General features: G+C 62.7%; 28 protein-coding genes and 1 tRNA gene. 17 read left to right on the plus strand and 12 right to left on the minus strand.

What is annotated here, in order from left to right; genetic code table 11:
* Positions 1 to 154: 154 nt before the first annotated feature.
* The 7 genes from ugpA to Q0S16_RS09620 all read left to right on the plus strand — a co-directional run bounded on the left by ugpA (position 155) and on the right by Q0S16_RS09620 (position 5,413).
* Entirely contained in the window at positions 155 to 1,036 is an 882-nt protein-coding gene (gene ugpA, locus Q0S16_RS09590) for a sn-glycerol-3-phosphate ABC transporter permease UgpA (protein ID WP_295847527.1), read from the plus strand.
* Positions 1,036 to 1,884, plus strand: coding sequence for a sn-glycerol-3-phosphate ABC transporter permease UgpE (ugpE, locus tag Q0S16_RS09595; protein WP_295847529.1), 849 nt, complete (start codon positions 1,036 to 1,038; stop codon positions 1,882 to 1,884). The genes ugpA and ugpE overlap by 1 nt, the downstream gene beginning before the upstream one ends.
* Before the next feature lie 7 nt (positions 1,885 to 1,891).
* The gene (locus Q0S16_RS09600) at positions 1,892 to 2,986 is read left to right on the plus strand and encodes a sn-glycerol-3-phosphate import ATP-binding protein UgpC (protein WP_295847535.1); all 1,095 of its coding nucleotides are present in this window, start codon (positions 1,892 to 1,894) and stop codon (positions 2,984 to 2,986) included.
* A 167-nt stretch (positions 2,987 to 3,153) separates the two neighbouring features.
* Complete coding sequence (locus Q0S16_RS09605) at positions 3,154 to 3,579, plus strand: Hsp20 family protein (RefSeq protein ID WP_295847537.1); 426 nt, start codon at positions 3,154 to 3,156, stop codon at positions 3,577 to 3,579.
* Positions 3,580 to 3,684: 105 nt separating this feature from the next.
* Complete coding sequence (locus tag Q0S16_RS09610) at positions 3,685 to 3,951, plus strand: DUF1150 domain-containing protein (protein ID WP_295847540.1); 267 nt, start codon at positions 3,685 to 3,687, stop codon at positions 3,949 to 3,951.
* A gap of 321 nt (positions 3,952 to 4,272) precedes the next feature.
* Entirely contained in the window at positions 4,273 to 4,848 is a 576-nt protein-coding gene (locus Q0S16_RS09615; protein ID WP_295847542.1) for a hypothetical protein, read from the plus strand.
* Positions 4,751 to 5,413 (plus strand): hypothetical protein, encoded by a 663-nt coding sequence (locus tag Q0S16_RS09620; RefSeq protein ID WP_295847545.1) that lies wholly within the window; start codon positions 4,751 to 4,753, stop codon positions 5,411 to 5,413. Before Q0S16_RS09615 ends, Q0S16_RS09620 begins: the two co-directional genes overlap by 98 nt.
* A 57-nt stretch (positions 5,414 to 5,470) precedes the next feature.
* Here the strand turns inward: Q0S16_RS09620 and ptsN are convergent, their stop codons facing one another.
* The 8 genes from ptsN to Q0S16_RS09660 all read right to left on the minus strand — a co-directional run bounded on the left by ptsN (position 5,471) and on the right by Q0S16_RS09660 (position 13,193).
* A complete protein-coding gene (ptsN, locus tag Q0S16_RS09625; RefSeq protein ID WP_295847547.1) occupies positions 5,471 to 5,932 on the minus strand; it encodes a PTS IIA-like nitrogen regulatory protein PtsN in 462 nt (153 codons plus the stop codon).
* 218 nt (positions 5,933 to 6,150) lie between these two features.
* Complete coding sequence (gene raiA / locus Q0S16_RS09630; protein WP_295847575.1) at positions 6,151 to 6,756, minus strand: ribosome-associated translation inhibitor RaiA; 606 nt, start codon at positions 6,754 to 6,756, stop codon at positions 6,151 to 6,153.
* A 60-nt stretch (positions 6,757 to 6,816) separates the two neighbouring features.
* Positions 6,817 to 8,487: an RNA polymerase factor sigma-54 gene (gene rpoN, locus Q0S16_RS09635; RefSeq protein WP_295847549.1), complete on the minus strand. Its 1,671-nt coding sequence runs from the start codon at positions 8,485 to 8,487 to the stop codon at positions 6,817 to 6,819.
* A gap of 90 nt (positions 8,488 to 8,577) precedes the next feature.
* Complete coding sequence (gene lptB, locus Q0S16_RS09640) at positions 8,578 to 9,558, minus strand: LPS export ABC transporter ATP-binding protein (RefSeq protein ID WP_295847551.1); 981 nt, start codon at positions 9,556 to 9,558, stop codon at positions 8,578 to 8,580.
* A 193-nt stretch (positions 9,559 to 9,751) separates the two neighbouring features.
* A complete protein-coding gene (locus Q0S16_RS09645; RefSeq protein ID WP_295847553.1) occupies positions 9,752 to 10,363 on the minus strand; it encodes an LptA/OstA family protein in 612 nt (203 codons plus the stop codon).
* Positions 10,364 to 10,425: 62 nt separating this feature from the next.
* Entirely contained in the window at positions 10,426 to 11,178 is a 753-nt protein-coding gene (gene lptC, locus Q0S16_RS09650; RefSeq protein WP_295847555.1) for an LPS export ABC transporter periplasmic protein LptC, read from the minus strand.
* 149 nt (positions 11,179 to 11,327) lie between these two features.
* The gene (locus tag Q0S16_RS09655) at positions 11,328 to 11,942 is read right to left on the minus strand and encodes a ribonuclease D (protein ID WP_295847557.1); all 615 of its coding nucleotides are present in this window, start codon (positions 11,940 to 11,942) and stop codon (positions 11,328 to 11,330) included.
* Positions 11,943 to 12,029: 87 nt separating this feature from the next.
* Positions 12,030 to 13,193, minus strand: coding sequence for a mandelate racemase/muconate lactonizing enzyme family protein (locus Q0S16_RS09660; RefSeq protein ID WP_295847559.1), 1,164 nt, complete (start codon positions 13,191 to 13,193; stop codon positions 12,030 to 12,032).
* Between the two features lie 98 nt (positions 13,194 to 13,291).
* Here Q0S16_RS09660 and Q0S16_RS09665 point away from each other — a divergent pair, with 98 nt between their 5' ends.
* Complete coding sequence (locus tag Q0S16_RS09665) at positions 13,292 to 14,182, plus strand: LysR family transcriptional regulator (RefSeq protein WP_295847560.1); 891 nt, start codon at positions 13,292 to 13,294, stop codon at positions 14,180 to 14,182.
* A 364-nt stretch (positions 14,183 to 14,546) separates the two neighbouring features.
* Complete coding sequence (locus Q0S16_RS09670; RefSeq protein ID WP_295847561.1) at positions 14,547 to 14,738, plus strand: hypothetical protein; 192 nt, start codon at positions 14,547 to 14,549, stop codon at positions 14,736 to 14,738.
* 335 nt (positions 14,739 to 15,073) lie between these two features.
* Here the strand turns inward: Q0S16_RS09670 and Q0S16_RS09675 are convergent.
* Positions 15,074 to 15,160: transfer RNA gene (locus Q0S16_RS09675), tRNA-Leu, on the minus strand.
* 163 nt (positions 15,161 to 15,323) lie between these two features.
* Between Q0S16_RS09675 and Q0S16_RS09680 the strand changes: the two genes are divergently transcribed.
* Positions 15,324 to 16,292 carry a complex I NDUFA9 subunit family protein gene (locus Q0S16_RS09680; protein ID WP_295847562.1) on the plus strand — a complete coding sequence of 323 codons (969 nt, stop codon included), beginning with the start codon at positions 15,324 to 15,326 and terminating at the stop codon, positions 16,290 to 16,292.
* A 116-nt stretch (positions 16,293 to 16,408) separates the two neighbouring features.
* Here Q0S16_RS09680 and Q0S16_RS09685 read toward each other — a convergent pair whose 3' ends face one another.
* Positions 16,409 to 17,218, minus strand: coding sequence for an undecaprenyl-diphosphate phosphatase (locus Q0S16_RS09685; protein ID WP_295847563.1), 810 nt, complete (start codon positions 17,216 to 17,218; stop codon positions 16,409 to 16,411).
* Positions 17,219 to 17,424: 206 nt separating this feature from the next.
* Between Q0S16_RS09685 and Q0S16_RS09690 the strand changes: the two genes are divergently transcribed.
* Together Q0S16_RS09690 and queG are read left to right on the plus strand one after the other, a co-directional pair.
* Complete coding sequence (locus tag Q0S16_RS09690) at positions 17,425 to 18,117, plus strand: glutathione S-transferase family protein (protein WP_295847565.1); 693 nt, start codon at positions 17,425 to 17,427, stop codon at positions 18,115 to 18,117.
* 181 nt (positions 18,118 to 18,298) lie between these two features.
* Complete coding sequence (gene queG / locus Q0S16_RS09695; RefSeq protein WP_295847578.1) at positions 18,299 to 19,429, plus strand: tRNA epoxyqueuosine(34) reductase QueG; 1,131 nt, start codon at positions 18,299 to 18,301, stop codon at positions 19,427 to 19,429.
* A gap of 157 nt (positions 19,430 to 19,586) precedes the next feature.
* Here the strand turns inward: queG and Q0S16_RS09700 are convergent, their stop codons facing one another.
* Positions 19,587 to 20,375 (minus strand): alpha/beta hydrolase, encoded by a 789-nt coding sequence (locus tag Q0S16_RS09700; RefSeq protein ID WP_295847566.1) that lies wholly within the window; start codon positions 20,373 to 20,375, stop codon positions 19,587 to 19,589.
* Between the two features lie 272 nt (positions 20,376 to 20,647).
* On the opposite strand from Q0S16_RS09700, the gene infC reads away from it, so the two are divergent.
* Positions 20,648 to 21,187 carry a translation initiation factor IF-3 gene (infC, locus tag Q0S16_RS09705; protein ID WP_295847580.1) on the plus strand — a complete coding sequence of 180 codons (540 nt, stop codon included), beginning with the start codon at positions 20,648 to 20,650 and terminating at the stop codon, positions 21,185 to 21,187.
* Positions 21,188 to 21,364: 177 nt separating this feature from the next.
* Here the strand turns inward: infC and Q0S16_RS09710 are convergent, their stop codons facing one another.
* Complete coding sequence (locus tag Q0S16_RS09710; protein ID WP_295847567.1) at positions 21,365 to 21,799, minus strand: hypothetical protein; 435 nt, start codon at positions 21,797 to 21,799, stop codon at positions 21,365 to 21,367.
* Positions 21,800 to 22,101: 302 nt separating this feature from the next.
* Here Q0S16_RS09710 and rpmI point away from each other — a divergent pair, with 302 nt between their 5' ends.
* The 4 genes from rpmI to ytpR form a co-directional block, all read left to right on the plus strand.
* Positions 22,102 to 22,302 carry a 50S ribosomal protein L35 gene (gene rpmI, locus Q0S16_RS09715; protein ID WP_295847568.1) on the plus strand — a complete coding sequence of 67 codons (201 nt, stop codon included), beginning with the start codon at positions 22,102 to 22,104 and terminating at the stop codon, positions 22,300 to 22,302.
* A gap of 70 nt (positions 22,303 to 22,372) precedes the next feature.
* The gene (gene rplT, locus Q0S16_RS09720; RefSeq protein ID WP_295847569.1) at positions 22,373 to 22,732 is read left to right on the plus strand and encodes a 50S ribosomal protein L20; all 360 of its coding nucleotides are present in this window, start codon (positions 22,373 to 22,375) and stop codon (positions 22,730 to 22,732) included.
* Between the two features lie 166 nt (positions 22,733 to 22,898).
* On the plus strand, positions 22,899 to 23,981 hold the full coding sequence (gene pheS / locus Q0S16_RS09725) for a phenylalanine--tRNA ligase subunit alpha (protein WP_295847570.1): 1,083 nt from the start codon (positions 22,899 to 22,901) through the stop codon (positions 23,979 to 23,981).
* Positions 23,978 to 24,927 (plus strand): YtpR family tRNA-binding protein (gene ytpR, locus Q0S16_RS09730; RefSeq protein ID WP_295847571.1); only part of this gene is annotated, 950 nt, incomplete at its 3' end. The genes pheS and ytpR, both read left to right, overlap by 4 nt.

The raw sequence follows: 24,927 nt of genomic DNA on the forward strand, positions 1-24,927 counted from the left end.
GCCCGGCCAGGCCCGCAATCGCGGGCATGGACCGGGCGACCCGGTCGACTCAGGCGTTCGTTTATCCGACAGGCGATTGCGTTTACTGCATCACCCGCTGTCGCAGGTGATGACATCACGAGTTTTGATCGTTCTCCGGGATCCGTCGACCAGCATGGAAAAGACAGCCGTTTTCAAGAACAAGCTGCTGCCCTATCTGCTGCTGGTGCCGCAGCTGGTGATCACGTTTGTATTTTTCTATTGGCCCGCGTTCCAGGCGGTCTGGCAGTCGTTCCTGCGCGAGGACGCCTTCGGCCTGAGTTCGGATTTCATCGGGTTTGAGAACTACCAGGCGCTGTTCGCGCAGCCGGAATACTACAAGGCGATGGGCGTGACGGTGGTATTTTCGTCGCTGGTGGCGGCGCTGTCGCTGACCATCGCGCTGCTGTTCGCGACCCAGGCCGACAAGAATCTGAAGGCAGCGCCCGTCTTCAAGATGCTGATGATCTGGCCCTACGCCGTCGCGCCTGCCGTCGCCGGCGTGCTGTGGCTCTTCATGTTCCATCCCACGCTGGGCACGCTGGCGCGGCCGCTGCGCCTGCTCGGCTTCGACTGGAATCCACTGCTCAACGGCAACCATGCCATGACGCTGGTCGTCATGGCCGCGGTCTGGAAGCAGATCTCCTACAACTTCCTGTTCTTCCTCGCCGGCCTGCAGTCGATCCCCCGCAGCGTGCTGGAGGCCGGCGCCATCGACGGCGCCGGGCCGCTACGCCGGTTCTGGACCATCACCTTTCCGCTGCTGTCGCCGACGACGTTCTTCCTGCTGGTCGTCAATGTCGTCTACGTGTTCTTCGACACGTTCGGCATCATCGACGCCGTTACCGGCGGTGGCCCGGCCGGCATGACCACGACGATGGTCTACAAGGTCTATGCCGACGGCCGGCTTGGCGGCGATCTCGGCAGCTCGGCTGCGCAATCCGTCGTGCTGATGGTCATTGTGATCGCCCTCACCGCCATCCAGTTCCGCTACGTCGAGCGCAAGGTGCAGTACTGATGGTCGAGCACCGCCGCTGGAGCGATATCGTCGCCTACGCCATCCTGACCTTCGGCGTCTTCATCGTCGCCTTTCCGGTCTACATCGCCTTCATCGCCTCGACGCACGACGCTGCCACCGTGGTCAACGGCAACATGCCGCTGTCGCCGGGCGGCCACGGCATGGAGAACTATTACCGGGCCGTCTTTGTCGGTGCGTCGCGCTACAGCCGCGAGCCGGTCGGCCAGATGCTGCTGAATTCCTTCATCACGGCCGCCGGCATCGCGATCGGCAAGATCTTCATTTCGATCCTGTCAGCCTATGCCGTGGTGTATTTCCGCTTTCCGTTCCGCAAGACCGCGTTCTGGATCATCTTCGTGACCCTGATGCTTCCGGTCGAGGTGCGCATCTATCCTACCTACAAGGTGGTCGCCGATCTGCGCCTGCTCGACACCTATGCCGGGCTGATCCTGCCGCTGATCGCATCGGCCACCGGCACGCTGTTGTTCCGGCAGTTTTTCATGACCATCCCCGACGAATTGCTGGAGGCCTCGCGCATCGACGGCGCCGGCCCGTTCCGCTTTTTCAAGGACACCCTGCTGCCGCTGTCGGTCACGACCATCGCGGCGCTGTTCGTGATCCAGTTCATCTACGGCTGGAACCAGTATCTGTGGCCGCTGCTGGTGACCACCCAAGATTCGATGCAGACCATCGTCACCGGCATCAAGAAGATGCTGACGACCACCGATGAACTCGCCGAGTGGCAACTGGCCATGGCTACCGCCATTCTTGCGATGGTGCCGCCGGTCGCCGTGGTGGTGTTCATGCAGCAACTGTTCGTGCGTGGACTGGTCGAGACGGAAAAATAGGAAGAACATGTCGAACGTCTCGCTGCGCAACGTCCGCAAGACCTATCCCGGCGGCTTCGAGGCCATCAAGGGCATCGATTTCGCGATTGCCGACGGCCAGTTCTGCGTGCTGGTCGGCCCCTCCGGCTGCGGCAAGTCGACGTTGCTGCGCATGGTCGCGGGACTGGAGACGATCACATCGGGCGAGATCGACATCGGCGGCCGGGTCGTCAATCAGGTGGAGCCGGCCGACCGCGACATCGCCATGGTGTTCCAGAACTATGCGCTGTACCCGCATATGAGCGTCTACAACAACATGGCTTACGGCCTGCGCAACCGTGGCATGAAAGAGCCCGAGATTGACGCCCGCGTCCGCGAGGCCGCAAAGGTTCTCGAAATCGGCACCATGCTCGACCGCAAGCCGCGGCAGCTGTCCGGCGGTCAGCGCCAGCGCGTCGCCATGGGCCGCGCCATCGTGCGCCAGCCAAAAGTGTTTCTGTTCGACGAGCCGCTGTCCAATCTCGACGCCAAGCTGCGCGTCGCCATGCGGGTCGAGATCCGGAAACTGCAGCGCCGGCTCCAGACCACCTCGATCTACGTGACCCACGACCAGCTGGAAGCCATGACCCTGGCCGATATCCTGGTGGTGATGAATGGCGGCGAGGTCGAGCAGATCGGCAATCCGCTGGATATCTACCGCAAGCCGGCGACGACCTTCGTCGCCTCCTTCATCGGCGCGCCGCCGATGAATCTGATCCCGCTCGACGGTCGCGAGATTGCGCTGCAATTCGCGGGCGACAGCCGCGCCGCCTCGCAGGGCGGCATTCTTGGCGTCCGGCCCGAGGATCTGCTAATCTCCACCGACCTTACACCGGCGGGCGGCATCACACTGGAATTGACTGTCGAAGCGATTGAACGGGTCGGGGCGGAGACCTTCGTCTATGGCTCCCGGCAGGGCGAACAAGGCGTCAGCCTGCATCCCGGAGAATTGCCGCCAGGCGAGGTGATCGTGCGGATACCCGGCCAGATGGCGCCTTCGATCGGCGAGCGGATCCGGGCCATCGCACCGCGCGACAAATTGCACCTGTTCAGCGCCGACGGCCGGCAGCGGATCGATATCTGACCGAAATCAGCGTGTTAGAGGTTCGGCACCGCAATTTCCGGGTGCTTGAACCCGGCAAGTCCATGCCCATATTGTTGGGTGACCGGACGGCAATCCGCCGGACGGTCGAAGATAGGGTGCCGTAAGGGCCCTGATACCCAAAGTCGCTTCGAGAGGGCTTTGTCTTTATGTCTCGTGTTCCTTCGTTATCCAGTCCGTTCCTTTTGGGATTCGACGAGATCGAGCGTGCGCTCGATCGCGTGGTCAAGGGCGCCGACGGCTATCCTCCCTACAACATCGAGCGGTGCGACCGTAACAGCGGTCAGCCGGAACGCCTGCGCATCACGCTGGCGGTCGCCGGGTTCACCCGGGATCAGCTCGACGTCACCACCGAGGAGAACCAGCTCGTCATCCGCGGCCGCCAGCAGGACGACAAGTCCCGGCAGTACATCCATCGCGGCATCGCCGCGCGCCACTTCCAGCGCACCTTCGTGCTGGCGGAGGGGATGCTGGTGCTGGGGGCGGATCTGAAAAACGGGCTGTTGTCCGTCGACCTCGCCAGGCCCGAGCCTGAAAGGGTCGTTAAGACAATTGCTATCAATGAGCACGAATAATGCGTGACCCGAAAAAGTGGAATCCGGTTTTTCGTCCAGGTCATGCATCTTGAATGGAACGAGTAGCGGACTCGACCGCTTGGTCTACCAGAAGGAGTCGAGACCATGAGTGAAGTTGGTACCACCTTTGACACTGCAAGCGTTACCACCGAAGCATTGGCCCATCTGGGCGAAGGTCTGATTGCCTACGTCAAGCAGGTCCGTTCGGAAGACGTGCCCGGATTGTTTCCGCAAGCGCCGCACATCGCGCCGGGACTGAAGCTGTTCGCGCTGCACGCCGCCGACGGCACGCCGATCATGCTGACCGATAGCCGCGAAGCAGCCATTGCAAACGCCTGGAGCCAGGAATTGCAGGCCGTCAGCGTTCACTAACGATTAGCAGAACGGTCATCCGGAATGATATGCGGACCAACCCGCTTATCATTCCGACGGTAATGGAGAACTGGCGCGGTTCAACCGGTTTTCGTATGGAGTGGGTATCTGTATATTCGAGCGGTTCATCCATCTACGCGACTGGCGTGCATTTGGTTTTTAAATACCGTTAGTCGATTGGGACATTTAAAAAACTGATTACTACATCAATATTACTTTCCGCATTTTTCATGATCGACGCCACCGCTCAATAGCGGTGAACGTTTACAAGGCATTCACCATGGTAGGCGAAACTCTAACCTCTTGAGGTTGGAGTTGGCCATGAACAGATCGCCGGAAGTTCACATTCCGCAGGTTGAAGATTTCCTCAAAGGTTTCGGTGAGCATCTCGCGACCGCGGCCCGCCCGGAATCTTTTGAACCTTATTCGTCGCGTTTCGACCGTCCCGTCGTGGCGGCGCTGCTGACCTTTCTGATCTGTGCGCCGGGTTGCTCGGCCGCGACTGTTTTCCTGATGAAGGCCGACGCCGACATTACCTTGCTGCAAATGCCGCCGGGCAGCAGCTCGTTCGTGATGAAATCCGACCGTTTGCCGCTCGGCGAATGGTCGCAGGAGGCCGCCAATAGCATTGTCGCGAAAGAAGCCACGCGCAAGGCGCTCTACGATCCCGCTTTTCTCGCCCTCTCCTTGATCCGTGACAGCCCGCGCGACATTCGCGTGATGGCGGCGTCGGATGTCGGCACCGGCTCGGCAGGCACCGGCTCGTCGCCGGCATCGGGATCGACACGCAAGGTCGACCATGCCGGTTCGCCAGCCGCCCTCGTCATCGAGCAAGTGGCGGCAGATCTCGCGCAACCCGGCTTTCTCGAAAAACTATTTGCCACCCGTTTTCTGTAGTTATTCCCATCGTCCAACCAGTGAGCACACCATGCAAAATTCAGCCGCGATGAACTCCGATGTCAAAGCCCTGCTGACTCTGCCTCTGCTGAAGACCGGTACCAACTCGCCGGAGATTCATAACGCGCTGCAGCTGGCCGCGGCCTCACGCGTCATGATGGCTGAAGAATACGCCGGTCCGTCGCGATCGGCGGTGGCGGATACCACGCCGCACAATGTGGCCAAGCTCCGCCCAACGGCCGGCATGTCCGATGCCGCCGCGGCATCCGCGCGCAAGATGAAACAGAATAGTGAAGCGATGAATTCGGATATCAAGGCGTTGCTGACGTTGTTGCTGTTGAAGAACGGCGCCGACGCGAACGAGATCCAGACTGCGCTGCGCATGGCAGCCGCTTCCCGTGCGGCGATGGCCGAAGAGCAGGCCGAGGCCTATCGCGTCGAAACATTGGCGGAATCGGCTGCGACAAGCGGCGCCGACACCGCTTCGGTGACCGCGCGCCAGGTCGTGCGTAACGAGCAGCTCGCACCAAGCCCGGTGCTGAACGCCAAGGAATACGCAGCCTGAACCGCATCCCTGGACAGGCGGGCAGGCGAGATAGCCGTCTTGCCCGTTGCGCGTTGGTCAGGCAGCGGTGACGGGAGGCAACGCCAGCACCGAGTAGATCGCCTGTGCGTCGCGCGAGGCGCGCAGCTTCTTGGCGACGTCCTGATCGCGCAGCAGCCGGGCAATGCGCGCCAGTGCCTTGAGATGGTCCGCGCCGGCGCCTTCCGGAGCCAGCAGCAGGAAGACGAGATCGACCGGCTGGCCATCCATGGCCTCGAAATCGATCGGCCGTTCCAGGCGCGCGAACATGCCGAACAACCGATCCAGCTTCGGCAGCTTGCCGTGCGGAATGGCGACGCCGTAGCCAACCGCGGTGGTGCCCAGCTTTTCGCGCTGCAGCAACACTTCGAAGATCGAGCGTTCAGCCTGCCCCGTCAGCACAGCCGCCCGCGCGGCGAGTTCCTGCAGCGCCTGCTTCTTGCTGTTGACCCTCAACGCCGGGAGTATCGCCTCGGGCGCGACCAGATCGGTAATCGTCATGGACCGTTCCGAGGATGTTGACCGTCAGCGGGTGAAAACTAGCAAGGCTGACAGCGTAGTAGCGGGTATGGACGTGGTCTACGCTGTCAGAACACGCACCGGGCGCGAACGCCCGGACATATTCTAGCACCGGAACCGGCCCGTGCGAAATCCGTTTGACAGGTAAAACCTGTCAAAGGCGGCGGACCATAGGGAGGGCCTAACGGGGCGTCAATGCGTCAGGACGGTTTAATCACCGGCGGATCGACCCACCCTACGTTGCCGTCGGCGCGGCGATAAACGATGTTCACCCGGCCGCTACTGCCATGCTGGAACACCACGACGGCGGCGCCGGTGAAGTCGAGCTCCATGACCGCTTCACTGACCGAAAAGTGCTTCAGCGAGGTTGTGGCCTCGGCGATGATGACCGGATCGTATCCAGTCTCGTGCTCGTCATCGCCAGCCGGCGCCTCGATGACATAGCTCGGGGCGCTGATCGTCGGTGCCGTGAGTTCGGCGATCGCGACGGCTTCGGCATGCGCCTTGCGCGCCGAGCGATCCTTCAGGCGGCTCTTATAGCGGCGCAGCCGCTTCTCGATCTGGATCAACGCCTGATCGGCGCTGGCATAGGCATCGGGAGCATTTGAATCGGCTTCGAGGGTAATTCCGGAGTCGAGGTGCAGCGCACAGTCGGTACGAAAGCCGAAGCCGTCCTTGCTCAGTGTGATGTGCCCGGAATAGTTACCGTCGAAATATTTTCGCAAGACTTCGTCGGTCCGTTCAGTGACTCGTCCGCGCAGGGCGTCGCCGACACTGATGCTTTTTCCCGAGATACGAAGGGTCATTTTGATGCCTCGATTCGTCTTGAGTTGACCCGACACTATGCTGATTTGACGAGAGCGCAATCAAGCTGGTGTGATGTCGCGGGATCTGTCGGCAGTCCTTTCAGGCGAGGCCGCGCGCGCGTTAAGTGCGTTACCGAGCATGCTTTGCTTGTCACGGCGGCGCTGCACCGACGACGGTATCCGCATGGCTTCGCGGTATTTTGCAACGGTACGACGAGCGATATCAATGCCCGCCTCGCGCAACCGTTCCACGATGGTATCATCGGAGAGGATGACCGCGGGATTTTCGGCATCGATCAACTGCTTGATATGATGCCGCACCGCTTCCGCGGAATGCGCCTCGCCACCATCGGCCGACGCGATCGAGGCCGTGAAAAAATACTTTAATTCAAAACTGCCGCGATTGGTCGCCATGTATTTGTTAGCGGTAACGCGCGACACGGTCGACTCGTGCATCTGGATGGCATCAGCGACGGCCTTCAGATTCAGGGGACGCAGATACGCCACGCCCTGCGTGAAGAAGCCGTCCTGTTGCCGCACGATTTCCGTCGCCACTTTCAGAATGGTGCGGGCGCGCTGGTCGAGCGCACGCACCAGCCACGTGGCATTCTGCAGGCAATCGGTGAAGTAGGATTTGTCGCCATCCTTGCGGATCGATTTCGACAGTTCCGAATAATACACCTGATTGACGAGAACTCGCGGCAGCGTGTCGCTGTTGAGTTCGACATGCCATCCGCCATCCGGACCAGGCCGGACATAGACATCGGGCACCACGGTCTGCGTGCGCGCCGAACCGAATTTCAGGCCGGGCTTCGGATCGAGCCGCCGGATCTCGCCGATCATGTCGGCCAGGTCCTCGTCATCGACGCCGCAGATTTTCCGTAGATTTCCAATGTCGCGCTTGGCCAGCAGATCGAGGTGCTCGACCAGCGCCTGCATCGCGGGGTCGTAGCGATTCTGTTCGCGCAACTGGATCGCCAGACACTCGCTGAGGCCGCGCGCGCAGACGCCTGGGGGGTCGAATTTCTGCAGTACCGCGATCACGGTCTCGACGTCCTGCACGGAAGCGCCAAGCCGCTCACCGACGCCGCCAAGGTCGGGGGGCAGATAGCCGGCCTCGTCGACCAGATCGATCAGATACTGCCCGATCATCCGCAACGCCGGTGAGGTAAAGGCCACCGAGAGCTGTTCGGCGAGGTGGCTGCCCAGCGTGATCTCGGCCGCGACAAAGGCTTCGAGATTATAGCTGTCGTCGCTGGAGGCGCCGCCGCCCCATTCCGTGTAGGCGGTCGGCGCCGAATCCTGCGCATTGCGCGCGGCGGCTTCGGACGGCTCCTCGGAGAACACGTTCTCAAGTCCGGTGTCGAGAGTCTGCTCGATCTCGGCGCGGCTGCCCAGTTCGCGGTTCATCCACTCATCGGGAGCGGGCGCGTCGAACTGGTCGCCACCGGAGCGTTCGGAAAAATCGCCAGCGCCGTCCTGGCCGGCCGTGAAACTGTCGTCATGGGCATGATCGGTATATTCGGCCCGCTCAGGCCCGGCTTCGCCTGCGACGGCTGGCTCGGTTCCGTCACTGGCACGTTCCAATAGCGGATTGCGCTCCAGTTCATCCTCGACAAAGGTCGAGAGATCGAGATTGGAAAGCTGCAGCAGCTTGATGGCCTGCATCAGCTGCGGCGTCATCACCAGCGACTGGGATTGACGAAACTCTAGTCTCTGCGTCAGCGCCATGGCGGCAAAAACCGATCCAAAAGTTGGTCCGTTTCTTGCCTATATCGTTCCCGACCGGATGTACACGGCTTGACGCATTGTAAATTTGGGCTAGAGGCGGAATTCCTCGCCAAGGTAAAGACGGCGAACATCCGGGTTGGCCACGATCTCTTCGGGAGATCCCTCGGTCAGGATTTCGCCAGCGTAGACGATGTAGGCGCGGTCTGTCAGCCCCAGTGTTTCGCGGACGTTGTGGTCGGTAATCAGCACGCCGATGCCACGGTTGGTGAGATGGCGGACGAGGTCCTGAATGTCGCCGACAGCGATCGGATCGATGCCCGCGAAGGGCTCGTCGAGCAGCATGTAATTCGGCCGCGTGGCCAGCGCGCGCGCGATCTCGACGCGGCGGCGCTCGCCGCCGGACAGCGCGATGGAAGGCGATTTACGCAGCTTCTGGATGTTGAACTCGTCCAGCAGCGAATTCAGCTCGGCCTCGCGCTTCTTGCGGTTCGGCTCGACCACTTCGAGCACCGCGCGAATATTCTGCTCGACGGTGAGACCGCGGAAAATCGAGGCTTCCTGGGGCAGATAGCCGATACCGAGCCGGGCGCGCTGGTACATCGGCAGTTTCGTCACGTCGTGGCCATCAAGTTCGATGGCGCCGCTCTCGGGCTTGATCAGGCCGGTGATCATGTAGAAGACCGTGGTCTTGCCGGCGCCGTTCGGACCGAGCAGACCGACCGCCTCGCCGCGTCGCACATAGATGCTGACACCGCGCACCACCTGGCGGGAACCGAAGCTCTTCTTGATGGCATGGACGGCCAGATAGCCGGCGCGGGGCGCCGCGGCGCCATTGCTCTTGCCGCGCGGCCGGCCCTGCGGTTGCGGTTGCGCCTGACGCGGCTGCGGCGCTCCCGGATCAAGAAGTGCGCGGCCTTCGTCGCGCGCCAAGGGCGGGGCATCCCGCAGCGGGCTGCCCAGCATGTCGCCCATGCTGTCGCCCAGCGAGGTGATATCGACCGGGGCGCGGGCAAAGCCCTGCTGGCCGCGTTTCGGGGCACGGCGCCGGAACATGCCGAAGAGATCAACCATGCGCGCTACGCTCAGCCCTGGACGCCACCCGCACGATTGCCGCGGCCTGCTCGATTCGCTGGATTACCATGGAGGTGTCAACGTTCCCTGCCCGGCCAAGTGCCAGACTGTCATTTATTCGATATAACCATGGCGATAGCGAGTTGCATGGCGCGCTCGACCGCCGCGCCGCACAAAAAATCAGTTGGTTGAATTATTTGGGTTTTCCGGTTGCGGGGGCGGCGCCGATGCCGGGACCGCCCGGGCCGGAGGACTGAAACAGGCCCTGAACGCGCCCGCTGTCGGATTCGACCCGGGACGTACCGGTCGTCATGTCCACCACCAGTCGGTCGCCACGCAATACATTCTTGCCCTGGGTCAGCACCACGCCCCCCAACATGGTCACGAGGTTGGTACGGGTATCGAACACCGCCGTCTCGCCGGTGACCACCTGGTCCTTCTGCGTCACCACGACATTGCCGCGGGCTTCGAGCCGCCGGATCGAGGAACTGCCGCCGGGACCCGGCTGGGCCGCCTTGATCGGCGCCTTGGGGGCGGCCTTGGGCGCGCCCGCCGCGGACGTCGCCGCGCCGCCGCCGTCGTAAAACACCACGAGGCTCTTCGACTTCATCGTGGTATCGCCCTGAATCACCTTCACATCGCCGGAAAACGTCGCTTCCTTTTTCTTGTCGCGCATTTCCAGCGAGGCCGCCTCGATCTGGATCGGCTGGTCCCTATTTTGCGAAAATCCCTGCATGGCATTGGGCACCCCCTTGTCAGGGGTCTGCGCGGCTGCGTCACCGACGCCAGCGAGGAGAACAGCCATGAAAGCGGCGCCTGCGATCTGGCGGGCGCGCGGATGCGGGGTTTTACGAATCATCATCACATTCATTTTGCGTTGGCGCGCTTGCCGTTGGCAGCCTTTGCCCTGACCGGCTCGACCGGCGGCGTTTCCGGCTCCGGCGCGGGCGTCGCAGCCTGCGCGTCCGGCGACGGCGGATCCATCTTCACATTCATCACCACGCCGCCCTCGAAGCGCACCAGCTCGCCGCGTTCGGTGATGCGCAGCCGCTGCCCGACCAGGGTGCCGTTGAGCAGCTTGACATCAACCTGTTCTTCCGAGGTGACGGTGCCCTTGCCGATGTCGATCGCGGCCTGGGTCAGCCGCGCTTCATATCCAGCGGTCGTCTGCAGGAACACATCCTTGTACAGATTGAGCAGCTGGGCCTTGGAATTAAAGGTCCCGGTGCGGGCGTCCATCGTCATGGTCGATTTGTCTTCCATCATCACCTTGGCCCGCAATGTCGCCAATTCTACATTGTCGGGGTCGGTGAGATCCTGGGTCGCCGTCTTGGCCCATAATTCATAGGGCCGCCCATCCGGCGAGAAGCCAGCCAGATGCGGTGTCTCCATCGTGATTTTGGTGCCCGACACCACCAGATTGCTCATGTCGATGGGCAGCCGGGCCAGGATCATCCGGAACGGATTGAACACCGAAATCCCGACGATCACGCCCATCGACAGCAACACGATCGCCGGCACCGCGATCCGCAGCAACCGGACGAGCCGCGAATGGCGCGCCGCGGCTGCGAACCGCACGTCCATTCCGGCTTGATAGGTCGGGATCTGAGCTGAATTCACCGTCGCTCCAACGCGCCGAGGCTGCATCTGCGCATCCTACGCCAAATACGCAGCCTTTGCAGCCTCCCCACCAGAACGATCAGTGTGACCGAATCGCGGCGGCCGGCCCGCTCGCGGCCGCTTCGGAATGCCAATCGCGCGGAAATGACCTAGGAATGCGCGAAAATGTCTTCCTCGGCCCAGCCGGACAGATCCAGCCTGGCCCGGGTCGGCAGGAAGCCGAAACAGGACTGCGCCAGCTCGGCTCGGCTTTCCCGGGCCAGCATCACATTCAGGCGATCGCGCAGCGCGTGCAGGTGCAGCACATCGGACGCCGCATAAGACAGCTGCGCGTCGCTGAGCTTGCCCGAGCCCCAGTCGCTGGATTGCTGCTGCTTCGACAAATCGACGTTGAGCACTTCGCGGACCAGGTCCTTGAGGCCGTGGCGGTCCGTATAGGTCCGGCACAGCCGAGACGCGATCTTGGTGCAATAGACCGGCGACGGCATCACCCCGAGCGCATTGTACAGCGCAGCCAGGTCAAAACGGGCGAAATGGAAGATTTTCGTGACCTTGGGGTCGCCGAGCAGCTTCTTCAGGTTCGGCGCATCGGTATGGCCGACGGGAATCTGCACCACGTCGGCGCTGCCATCGCCGGGCGAGAGCTGGACGACGCAGAGCCGGTCGCGATGCGGATTGAGGCCCATGGTTTCGGTGTCGATCGCCACCGAATCGGTATAGCGGCTCAGATCGGGCAAATCGCCCCGGTGCAGGCGGATGGTCATGATGTCGGCAACCTCTTCACGGCCACGATTCGGGCTTGAAACAGGGTTTAGCGCCCATTTCGAGAGGTGACGAGTGGGTATGAAAGCTTACTCCGCCAGTTCGCGCATCACCTTGATCAGGTCGGATTTGCCCTCAAAACCGATGCCCGGCAGCTCCGGCATGGTAATATGGCCGTCGATCACCTTCACACTGTCCGGGAAACCGCCATAGGGCTGAAACAGGTCGGGGTAGCTTTCATTGCCGCCGAGACCGAGACCAGCCGCGATGTTGAGCGACATCTGGTGGCCGCCATGCGGGATGCAGCGCGTCGGTGACCAGCCGAATTGCTCGAGCACGTCGAGCGTGCGCAGATATTCCACCAGACCATAGGATAGCGCGCAGTCGAATTGCAGCCAGTCGCGGTCCGGCCGCATGCCGCCATAGCGCAACAGGTTGCGCGCATCCTGGTGCGAGAACAGGTTCTCGCCAGTCGCCATCGGCCCGGGATAGAATTCGCTCAGCGATGCCTGCAGCGCATAATCGAGCGGATCGCCGACTTCCTCGTACCAGAACAGCGGATAGTCGCGCAGCATCTTGGCATAGGCGATCGCGGTCTCGAGATCGAGTCGGCCATTGGCGTCCACCGCGAGGCGGGCCTCCGCGCCGATTTCCGCCAGCACCGCCTCGATGCGGCGACGATCCTCGTCGATCGAGGCGCCACCGATTTTCATCTTCACGACGTTGTAGCCGCGGCTGAGATAGCTGCGCATCTCGGCGCGCAAAGCGTTGTCGTCCTTGCCCGGATAGTAGTAACCGCCGGCGGCATAGACGAACACGCGCGGATCGGCGTCGCGGCCCTTGCTCTCGGCCAGCATGCGGAACAGCGGCTTTCCCGCAATCTTCGCGGTCGCATCCCAGATCGCCATGTCCAGCGTGCCGACGGCGACCGAGCGCTCGCCATGACCGCCGGGCTTTTCATTCGACATCATCGCCGCCCAGATTTTATGGGGATCGAGATTGTCGCCATGGTCGTTGAGAAGGGCGCTCGGCTCGGCCTCGAGAATGCGATTGGCAAAACGCTCGCGGATCAGCCCGCCCTGGCCATAGCGGCCATTTGAATTGAACCCGTAGCCAACGACGCGGCGGCCGTCCCGGACCACGTCGGTGACGACGGCCACCAGGCTGGTCGTCATCTTCGAGAAATCGATATAGGCGTTGCGGATCGGCGAGGCGATCGGCTGGGTGATTTCCTTGACGTCGACGATGCGCATGGCGGTTTCCTCAAAAGTCGTTGGCGCAGTCCTACGTCTGGACCGGCCGCGACGCCAATGCCATGATCGGGGCTGGTAATGCACGATCGGCATAGACGATGGAACTGGCCTGGCTGGACGACTTCATCGAACTGGCGGAGCGGCTGAGCTTTTCCCGCGCCGCCGAGGCGCGGCACATCACGCAGCCGGCGTTCAGCCGTCGCATCCAGGCGCTCGAGGCCTGGATCGGCACGCCGCTGTTCCTGCGCTCCACCCACGGCGTGACCTTGACGGCCGCCGGCGCGCATTTGCGGTCGCGCGCCGACGCGCTGTCGCGGGACGTGCGGCAGTTGCGATCGGAAGCGCTGGAAGTCGCCGGCCGCGAGACCGCCTCGCTCTCCTTCACGGCGACGCACGCGCTGTCCTTCACGTTTTTTCCGAGGTGGATCCGCGACCAGGAGCCCGCCTCTCCGCTGGGAACGATCAACCTGATTTCCGACAGCATGGCGGCCTGCGAGCAGATCATGCTGCGCGGCCGCGCCCAGTTCCTGCTCTGTCACACCCATCGCGACAGCCCCAATCGTCTGGAAAATTCCGGGTTCAGCAGCACGGCGATTGGCGAGGACGTACTGATGCCGGTGAGCTCGCCGGATGCGAGCGGCGCGCCACAATGGTCGCTCGATGCGGCCACGAAGACACCGATTCCCTATCTCGCTTACAGCGCGGATTCCGGGCTGGGCCGGATCGTGGCATCGCACCGGGCGACAAGGCGCGCCCGGCTCGACGCGGTGTTCACCTCGCAACTCGCGGCCACGCTGCATTCGCTCGTGCTGGCCGGGCGCGGGATTGCCTGGTTGCCAAAAAGCCTGGTGCTGGATGACCTCGGCAGCGGCCGGCTGGTGCCATGCGGCGGCAAGCGGTGGCAGATCGCGATGGAGATTAGGCTGTTTCGCCCGGATTCGAATCAGGGCCACCAGGCGGAAGCGTTGTGGGCGCGGCTCGCATGGTGAGAGCGCCGGTGCGATCAGACCGTCGCTGATGGTGCTATCAACCGCGTGGTCGCGCGGCGACATCCTGCAGCAGGTCGTAGGCATGCGCCAGGAAAACACATGAGCTCAATACACCAAAACCGATCGTCAACACTTGTACCATCGCACGCATCCTTACGCCCCGCGTCGACGTAAACAGCATGGCGCCGCGCACAGTCAACGACAAGCGAACGGCGCATCTTTTATCGGACTCAGGGTGCGGCTTTCGTGCCACGGCACGCATCGGCGTTGATCGCAAACGTCGTACGACAAATCTTGTTGGGGCCACACTTTCACCCGTCTCGCGCGTTAACCAAGGCGGATGAATGACGATGGGGACAGCGGCTTGGCGTATCTGATCACGGCGAAGCGCGACAACGCGACGATGAAGAGCGAGCGAAGCAGCGTCTTGATCGCGCTGGCAAAGGCCCGGGTCTGGAACAGCGAAGGCTGGGATGTATTGATCACGGACGGCCACGGAACGGAATTTCCACCGCGGGATTTCGAGCGTCTGGAAAAATTATACGCCCCGCATTGATCGTATTGTTGTCGGTTTTGGCGCGCGAGCGGCGCCGTGAAATGTGGCGACACTCACCGACAGCACGGCTTGGCGGCAGAACCCGAGTTTCGCGTCTGGGTGGTCCTGATCTGCGCCTCGTAGCCGCGCCGCGACGTTTTCAATCGGTCCGAGAGCGACGAAGCTCAGTCGGAGCGTGGGATGCAGCTTGGGACTTCGGCCATGATTCCGACGCCGCGGCCGATGAGTTTGATCCGCGAGTGGATTTCGAGCCATGAACCGGTCGATGCCTTGCGGTGGGCCTCGACCAAATTTTCTCGCTCGTTCCTTTCAAACCCGAGAGTTGAAAGGGGTGGTGGTGCCCAGGAAAGGACTCGAACCTTCACAGCCGTTAAGCTACTGGCACCTGAAGCCAGCGCGTCTACCAATTCCGCCACCTGGGCATGCCGCTAGGGGCATGGACGCGGTTAGTAGGGATCGGTTACGCGATTGTCAAATTGTTCGGTGCGAACCAAATCCGCTGTACAGCTCGGCGCCGTTGGCGTATCGCGAAATGGCCCAGATACCCGCTTTTGTCCCTCGGGACCGACTTCAAGGAACCGCTCCATGGCAGCGCCCATCGACACCCTCGTCACGGTCTTCGGCGGATCCGGTTTCCTCGGTCGGCACGTCGTCCGCGCGCTGGTGAAACGCGATTACCGGGTCCGGGTCGCAGTGCGCCGGCCGGAGCTCGCCGGCCACCTGCAGCCGCTCGGCAAGGTCGGGCAAATCCACGCGGTGCAGGCCAATCTGCGCTATCCGGCCTCGATCACGGCGGCGATGCGCGACGCCAGCGTGGTGGTCAATCTGGTCGGAATCCTGACCGAAAGCGGCAAGCAGAGCTTCGATGCCGTGCAGGCGCGGGGCGCCAGCGCCATCGCGCAGGCCGCCAGCGCCATCGCCGCGCGGATGGTGCATGTGTCGGCGATCGGCGCCGACGCCAACTCCGAATCAGGCTACGCCCGCGCCAAGGCCGCCGGCGAGCAGGCGGTGCTGGAAGCGGTGCCGTCGGCGACCGTGCTGCGACCGTCGGTGGTGTTCGGCCCCGAGGATCTGTTCACCAACCGATTCGCCGGCCTCGCCCGGATCGCGCCGGTGATGCCGCTGTTCGGCGCCGAGACCCGGCTGCAGCCGGTCTATGTCGGCGACGTCGCCACCGCGGTGGCCGACGCAGTCGATGGCAAGACCAAGGCCGGCGCCACCTACGAGCTCGGCGGCCCGGAAGTGCTGACCATGCGCCAGATCCTCCAGATCATCCTGGCGACCATCGAGCGCAAGCGCGTGCTGCTGCCGGTGCCGTTCGGGATCGCCAAGCTGCAATCCTATCTGCTGCAATTCGCGCCCGGCGCGCTGAAGCTGACGCCGGACCAGGTGGTGATGCTGCAGGTCGACAATGTCGTGTCGGAAGCGGCCAAGGCCGCCGGACTGACGCTGGAAGGCCTCGGCATCGCCCCGGATTCGCTGGAAGCGATCGCCCCGCAATATCTGTGGCGCTTTCGCTCCACCGGCCAGTTCGCGCATAACGGCTCGCATTGAAACCGTAAGGTGGGCAAAGGCGCGCTTGCGCCGTGCCCACGCATGTCAGCGCGTGGTGAAAGACGTGGGCACGCCTCGCTTTGCCCACGCTACGGCTCTCGGAGTTTGTTGCCGCCTCAATAGCCCAGCGCCAGCGCGATCAGGCCGAGGGTGCCGACGATGACGCGCCACCATGCGAACAGCGTGAAGCCGTGCCGGGTGACGTAGCCGAGGAAGCTCTTCACCACGATGATCGCGGTGATGAACGAGACCACGAAGCCGATCGCGATGATGAAACCGTGATCGATCGATAGCTCGGCACGGCTCTTGTAGAGATCGTAGACAAAGGCGCCGACCATGGTCGGAATCGCCAGAAAGAACGAAAACTCCGCCGCCGCGCGCTTGTCCGCGCCGAGCAGCATCGCGCCGACGATGGTGGCGCCGGAGCGCGATACGCCCGGGACCATGGCCAGGCACTGTGCGAAGCCGATCTTCAGATACATCGGCAGCGGGAACGTGGTGGCGTCATCGTGGACCGGATCGAGATCGAGCTGATCGACCCACAGCAGGATCGCGCCGCCAACAATCAGCGAGAAACACACCACCCACGGATTGAACAGATAGCTTTTGACGTAACCGCCGAAGGCAGCGCCAATCACCGCGGCCGGCAGGAAGGCGACCAGCACCCCGATCACGAAGCGCCGCGCCGCGACGTCGCCGCTGAACAGGCCTTGCGCGATGTGCAACAATTTGCCGAAGTAGATCGCGAGAATGGCGAGAATGGCGCCAAGCTGGATCAGCACCGCAAAACTTTTCCAGAAACTGTCCTCGCCGAGACCGAAGAACCGCCCGGCGAGCAGCAGATGGCCGGTGGAAGAAACCGGAAGGAACTCGGTGACGCCCTCGACGATACCGAGAATCACCGCCCTGATCGCATCAGACATCATGCTGTTGGTCCGTTCCCAAATATCGTCCGGCCTGAAAAAGCCGGGTTCTTCTCGCCTATTCCCCGCATGGCTGCAATCGCAAAAACCGGCAAATCGCCGGTTGCCTCGCGCGCTCGCTTCGCTAGTTTGGCGCGCTCCGGTGGCCCCGCCTACCGATGGTCAAAACGAGACGTTTTGTTAACGACCGCATAACTATCAAGGCCCTCATGTACACGCTCTACCATCATGCGTTCTGCCCGCATTCACGATTCGTCCGGCTCGTGCTCGGCGAATACGGGCTCGACCTCAAGCTGATCGAGGAACGCAGCTGGGACCGGCGCGAGGGTTTTCTGGCGCTGAATCCGGCGGGAACCACGCCGGTATTGCTCACCGAGGGCTTTCCGCCGATTCCGAACGCGGCGATCATCGCGGAATATCTCGACGAAGCGCATGGCCAGCAGATGCGCGACCGCCGGCTGCTGCCGGTGGCGATGGCGGAGCGCATCGAGGTGCGCCGGCTGATGGCCTGGTTCAACGAAAAGTTCTTCGAGGAGGCCTCGGGTCCGCTGGTCAACGAGCGAATCTACAAGCGCTTCATCAGCGAGGACGCCGGCGGCGGCGCGCCGGCGATGGACGTGATTCGCGCCGCCACCGCCAATGTGCGCTATCATCTGGCCTATATTGGTTGGCTGGCGCGGACGCGGAACTTTCTCGCCGGCGACCGGCTGAGCTATGCGGACCTGGTCGCGGCGGCGCATCTGTCGACGATCGATTATCTGGGCGACGTGCCATGGAGCGAGGACGACGCGGCGAAGGCGTGGTACGCGCGGGTGAAATCCCGCCCGTCGTTCCGTCCGCTGCTGAGCGAATGGCTGGCCGGCGTGCCGGCATCGCGGACCTATGTGGACCTGGATTTCTGAGACGTCCTGCTGTTCCCCGGACGCTGCGCAGCGCGTCGCGCTCGAGACGTGGTGCGCGGCGGATCCGGGGTCCCGATAAAGTCAGCAACCGGGATCCCGGTTCCGCGCGGCACCGTTTCGGACGATGCTGCGCATCGTCGCTCACGCTGCGGCGCGCCCGGGACACGAGTATGGGTTCGTGATGGACTTCGAGAATTTATCGCTTAGAGACGCCCTCACAAAGGAAGCCCGCTCACTCGGCTTCGACGCCATCGGCATCACCGATCCGGATGCGATCGCCGGTGTGCGCGCGCGGCTCGATGCGTTTCTCGATTCCGGAGCCCATGGCCAGATGGACTGGCTCGCCGACAATCCTGGCCGCCGTGCGGACCCGAAGGTGATGTGGGCCGACGTGCGCTCGGTGATCATGCTCGGCGTCAATTACGGCCCCGACGAAAACCCGCTGGCGATTCTGGCGCGGCGCTCGCACGCGGCGATCTCGGTCTACGCGCAAGGCGACGACTATCACGATTTGATCAAGAAACGACTGAAGCTGCTGGCGCGCTGGCTGATCGCGCAGGCCGGCGGCGACGTGAAAGTATTCGTCGATACCGCGGCGGTAATGGAAAAACCGCTGGCGGGCGCGGCGGGACTCGGCTGGCAGGGCAAGCATACCAATCTGGTATCGCGCGAATTCGGTTCGTGGCTGTTTCTCGGCGCTATTTTCACGACACTCGATTTGCCGCGCGATGTGGCGACCGTCGATCATTGCGGCTCATGTCAGGCCTGTCTCGACATCTGCCCGACCGCGGCCTTTCCCGCGCCGTACCAGCTCGATGCGCGGCGCTGCATTTCCTATCTGACCATCGAGAACAGGGGCCCGATCCCGCAGGAGTTTCGCAAGGCGATCGGCAACCGGATCTATGGCTGCGACGATTGCCTCGCGGCCTGCCCGTGGAACAAGTTTGCCCAGCAGGGCCGCGAGATCAAACTCGCCGCCCGCGATGAACTGCGCGCGCCGTCGCTGGCGGATTTGTCGAAGCTCGACGACGCCGCGTTTCGCGCGCTGTTCACCAAGTCGCCGGTGAAACGGATCGGACGCGACAGGTTCTTGCGCAATGTGCTGATCGCGATCGGAAACTCGCGCGACATATCTTTGATACAAGAAGCGGAGCGCTTGCTGACTGATGAAAGCGCACTGGTGCGTAGCTCGGCGGTTTGGGCGCTGTCGCAATTGATGGCGCGAGATGAATTTGACGCGCGCATGACTATCGCGGTGAGCACAGAGACCGACGCTAGCGTTCGCGCAGAATGGAGCGATGCCATCGCATAGGTGCCCTGAAGCACGGGCGCCGCGGCCGTCATTGCGAGGAGCCACCGGGTCCGGCTTCGCCGGCCCGATGATAAACTCCGCGACGAAGCAATCCAGAGGCCACAAGCGAAGAAAGAACTGGATTGCTTCCTCGCAAGGACGGCCGAGAGTCTTCAGACTACTTTGAAATCTCACTCACCGCCGCGATGATCCGCTCCAGATCCCGCGGTCGCGACAGGCGGTGATCGCCGTCCGGGATCATGGTCAGCACCACGTCTTCGCTCGGCAATCGCTCGGCCAGACGAAAGGCGTGCTGCCATGGCACATCGGGATCCTGCCGGCCCTGCAGGATGCGCACCGGGCATCCCACCTCGATGCTGCCGCCGAGCAACAAATGATGCCGGCCCTCCTCGATCAGCGCGCGGGTGATTGGATAGGGCTCGCCATAGTCGGACGGTCGCATCCAGACGCCGGCGGTCTCGATCTGCTCGCGTATCTCGGGTGAAAATCCCTTCCACATCAGTTCTTCGGTAAAATCCGGCGCCGGCGCGATCAGCACCAGACCCTTCAGGGTGGCGCGGCCGACCCGGCCGCGGCGGGCCAGCGCGCGCGCCAGCAGCAGGGCCATCCAGCCGCCCATCGACGAGCCGATCACGATCTGCGGGCCCTGACAGGCGGCGTCGAACACCGCGAGACTGTCTTCCAGCCAGCGGCCGATGGTGCCGTCGACAAAGGCGCCGCCGGATTCGCCATGGCCGGAATAATCGAAACGGATGCAGGCGCGACCATGCTCCGCCGCCCAGGCGTCGAGCGCGACAGCCTTGCCGCCCTGCATGTCGGATTTGAAGCCGCTCATCCAGAACAGCCCGGGCGCGGCCCCATCGCGGGCGCGCATAGCAATACGACGGAGATCGTCTCCGCCGCCGACCTCGATGAATGTTGGGTTGTTCGATACCGTTGCGCTCATGAAAAGTACCTTTCTTGAGCTTGCTGTCTGATTGAGCAGTCGCCGGCCGTCAACGTCGATGCTGCGCTGCGTTTGAAGCCACGCGCGCTTGCGGAAGCCCTGGTGGCGCTTTATCTGAGTCTTGCCAGGAGCGTCCGACGCCTTTTCGAGCTCTGAGCGTGATCAGACGCCCCAATTGGGGTGATTCGACGCCTCGCGGCGTGAGTTTGCTTGCTCAAAACGCTCTATTCCTTCACACTGCGCGCGTCTTTCACAATATTGGAGAGTTACCCATTCGCCGTCCCAACAGAGCCCCGCCCGCCGCCACCAAAGACGGGCCGCGCACCAACGATGAAATCCGCAACGCCCAGGTTCAGCTAATTGATCAGACAGGCCTCAATCACGGCACTGTCGAGACCTCTACGGCTGTCAAAATGGCGATGGAAGCCGGCATGGATCTGGTCGAGATTTCGCCCAATACCAGCCCTCCCGTCTGCAAGATCATGGACTACGGGAAGTTCAAATATTCGGCCCAGAAAAAGGCCGCGGAAGCCCGCAAGAAGCAGAAGATCGTCGAGATCAAGGAGATCAAGCTCCGTCCGATGATCGACGACCACGACTACGAAGTGAAAATGCGCGCGATGCAGCGCTTCTTCGAAGAAGGCGACAAGGTGAAGATCACTTTGCGCTACCGTGGCCGCGAAATGGCGCATCAGGAAATCGGCACCAAGCTGCTCGACAAGGTGAAGGCGGACGTCGCCGAATACGCCAAGGTCGAACAGGATGCGCGCTTCGAAGGCCGCCAGGTGGTGATGGTTCTGGCACCGCGTTAGTCGCGATTTCCAGCCCCCGACAGAATTTCGGCCCGTCAGGTTTCTGGCGGGCCTTTTTCTTGGGAATTATTCCGGGGCGCGCGGACGAAGTCCCAGCGAACCCGAAATGTTCATCGTCCCTTGGCAAGATTCCGGGTTCGCTCGCAGCTGACGCTGTTCTCGCCCCGGAATGACAGATCAGCTCGCGCGCGAGGCCTCCCAGCGGCCGCTGCAGTTTGTGGACGCGGACGTGCCGCTCCACTGGCCGGCGCCGGTGTCACCGGAGAGTTTGCCGCGCGCATCGGCGTGCTGTTCACCGCGGACGATCGCCACGCTGACCGCGCCCGCCGCCGCGACCTTGCCGGAAATCTCGAAGCTGCCATTGCCATTGTAGCTGACCACGCCGCCGGACACCTTCACCGGATAGACGTAGGCCGGATCGCAATTGCCAGCCTCGGTGATGATCGTGACCTTCCAGTTGCCGTCATGGTCCGGGGCGGCATGGGCCGCGCCGGCCAGCGCGATCGCGGCGGCGACGCCCGCGGCGGCGAACAGCCATTTCAGCGTCGTTGCCAGCTTGGCATCCTGCTTGATGGCGATCGCCTTGGCTTGCTTTCTGGAATTATTGGCCATTTTTATCGTCCCGTGTCGTTTCTTGATGTCGTGCAACAGATAGGGACGGCAAAGCGTTCCGGCCAGTGTGGCGTGGTCGCACGTCGCAGAAGTCTTAAACGGCGTTAATCGTTGCCAATTCCCGCATCCTCTGCCATAAGCCCAACCTTCATCGGCCGGCTGATCAAGGGCTGCCGTGTCGATGCCCGTGCTGACTTCTTCCGTGAGGCAATAAGTCGAGCACTTTCAACGCTCTAGCGAGCATTTTAGCCGGCGCAGCGCCTCTCGGGGCGCGCCACGCGTGCAGGCCATAGGAGAGCCAAATGCCCAAGCTGAAGACCAAGTCGGGCGCTAAAAAGCGCTTCAAAGTGACCGGAACAGGCAAAGTGATGGCCGCCCACGCCGGTAAACGCCACGGAATGATCAAGCGGACGAAGAAGCAGATTCGTCAGCTCCGCGGCACCCGCGTGTTGTTCAAGACCGACGGCGACAACATCAAGAAGTATTTCTTGCCGAACGCCTGACGTTTCCACGTCATCACGGCTGCGTTCGCGCGGCATCCTGTTTCCCATTTTGAACTGAAGGAGATCAGTCATGGCTCGCGTAAAACGCGGTGTGACGGCTCACGCCAAGCACAAGAAAGTCTACAAGGCCGCCAAGGGTTTCCGTGGCCGCCGCAAGAACACCATCCGTACCGCCAAGCAGGCCGTCGAAAAGGCAGGCCAGTACGCCTTCCGGGACCGCAAGCGCAAGAAGCGCACGTTCCGCGCGCTGTGGATCCAGCGCATCAACGCCGCCGTCCGTCCGCTCGGCATGACCTACAGCGTGTTCATCAACGGCCTCGCCAAGTCCGGCGTGCTGGTTGACCGCAAGGTGCTCGCCGATCTCGCCGTCCGCGAACCCGCGGTGTTCACGGCGATTGCCGAGAAGGCCAAGGCCGCGCTCGCGGCTTAAGGTTCTACCGTTCCGCTTTGCGGGCCTCAGACATTCGTCATGGCCGGGCTTGTCCCGGCCATCCACGTCTCTGGCTCTCGAATGCGGTAAGGCGTGAATGCCCGGCACAGGCCGGGCATGACGGCGGTGAGAGGCATCAGATAAACCTCTCCTAGCGAGGTTGCTCATGTCCGATCTTCAGACTCTCCAAATTGAAATCCTCGCGGCGATCGCCGGCGCTTCCGACGAGGCCGCCATCGAGGCCGTGCGCGTCGGCGCGCTTGGCAAGAAGGGCTCGATCTCCGCCCTGCTCTCGACGCTCGGCAAGATGACACCGGAGCAGCGCAAGACCGAGGGCGCGGCGATCAATCTCGCCAAGGATGTGGTGACGCAGGCATTGACCGCGCGGCGTGACATCCTGAAGAACGCCGCGCTCGATGCGCGACTGGCCTCCGAGACCATCGATGTCACGCTGCCGCTGCGCGAAAGCGCGGCCGAGCAGGGCCGGATTCATCCGCTCAGCCAGGTGATGGACGAACTCACCACCATCTTCGCCGATATGGGCTTTGCGATCGCCGAGGGTCCGGACATCGAGACCGACGATTACAATTTCACGCGGCTGAATTTCCCCGAGGGTCATCCGGCCCGCGAGATGCACGACACGTTCTATTTCAATCCGGACGCCGAGGGCGTGCGCAAACTGCTGCGCACGCACACCTCGCCGGTGCAGGTCCGCACCATGCTGACGCAGAAGCCGCCGATCCGCATCATCTGCCCGGGCCGCACCTATCGCAGCGATAGCGACCAGACCCACACGCCGATGTTCCACCAGGTCGAAGGCCTGGTGATCGACAAGGGCTCGCATCTCGGTCACCTGAAATGGATCCTGCACGAATTCTGCAAGGCCTTCTTCGAGGTCGACAACGTCAATATGCGATTCCGGCCGTCGTTCTTCCCGTTCACTGAGCCGTCGCTGGAGGTCGATATCCAGTGCCGCCGCGACAAGAACGAGATCCGCTTTGGCGAAGGCGACGACTGGCTCGAAATTCTCGGCTGCGGCATGGTGCATCCCAACGTGCTGCGCGCCTGCGACATCGATCCGGATGTGTATCAGGGGTTTGCGTGGGGCATGGGCATCGACCGCATCGCGATGCTGAAATACGGCATGGCTGATTTACGCCAGCTGTTCGAGGGCGATGTGCGCTGGCTGAACAATTACGGCTTCAAGCCGCTGGAAGTGCCGACGCTGGCCGGAGGATTGAGCACGTGAAATTCTCCCTCTCCTGGTTGAAGGATCATCTCGACACCGACGAGCCGCTCGAGAAGCTTGCCGAAAAGCTCACCATGATCGGGCTTGAGGTCGAGCATATCGAGGACAAGGCGAAACTGCTGAAGCCGTTCACGATCGCCGAGATCGTCGCGGCCGTGCAGCACCCCAATGCGGACCGCCTGCGGGTCTGCACCGTCAATGTCGGCACCGACACGCCGCTGCAGATCGTCTGCGGCGCGCCGAATGCGCGCGCCGGCCTCAGGACGGTGTTCGCCCGGCCGGGCACCTACATTCCGGCGAAGGATTTCACGATCAGCGTCGGCAATATCCGCGGCGTCGAGAGCCAGGGCATGCTGTGCTCCGCCGGTGAACTCGCGCTGCCCGACACGATCGACGGCATCATCGAATTGCCGGCCGATGCGCCGGTCGGCGCGAGCTATGCCGAATGGGCGAAGCTCGGCGACCCCGTGCTGGAAATCAACCTGACGCCGAACCGCCAGGATTGCACCGGCGTGCACGGCATCGCCCGCGATCTCGCCGCCGCCGACATGGGCAAGCTCAGGGACCCCTCGATCAAGCCGATCAAGGGCGAGTTTCCCTGCCCGGTGAAGGTGACGATCGAAGACGCTACGCTGTGCCCGGGCTTCGCCTTGCGGCTGGTGCGCGGCGTGAAAAATGGCCCGTCGCCGGAATGGCTGCAGAAGCGCCTGACCTCGATCGGGCTGCGCCCGATCAATGCGCTGGTCGACATCACCAACTACCTGACCTTCGACCGCGCCCGGCCGCTGCATGTGTTCGATGCGTCGAAGGTGAAGGGCGACGTCGTCGTGCGCCGCGCCCGCGACGGCGAGACGCTGCTGGCGCTCGACGGCAAGACCTACACGCTGGATGCCAAGGCCTGCGTCCTCGCCGACGACAATGGCGTGGAATCGCTGGCCGGCATCAT

Source organism: Tardiphaga sp. (assembly GCF_025356345.1).
Classification (GTDB): Bacteria; Pseudomonadota; Alphaproteobacteria; order Rhizobiales; family Xanthobacteraceae; genus Tardiphaga.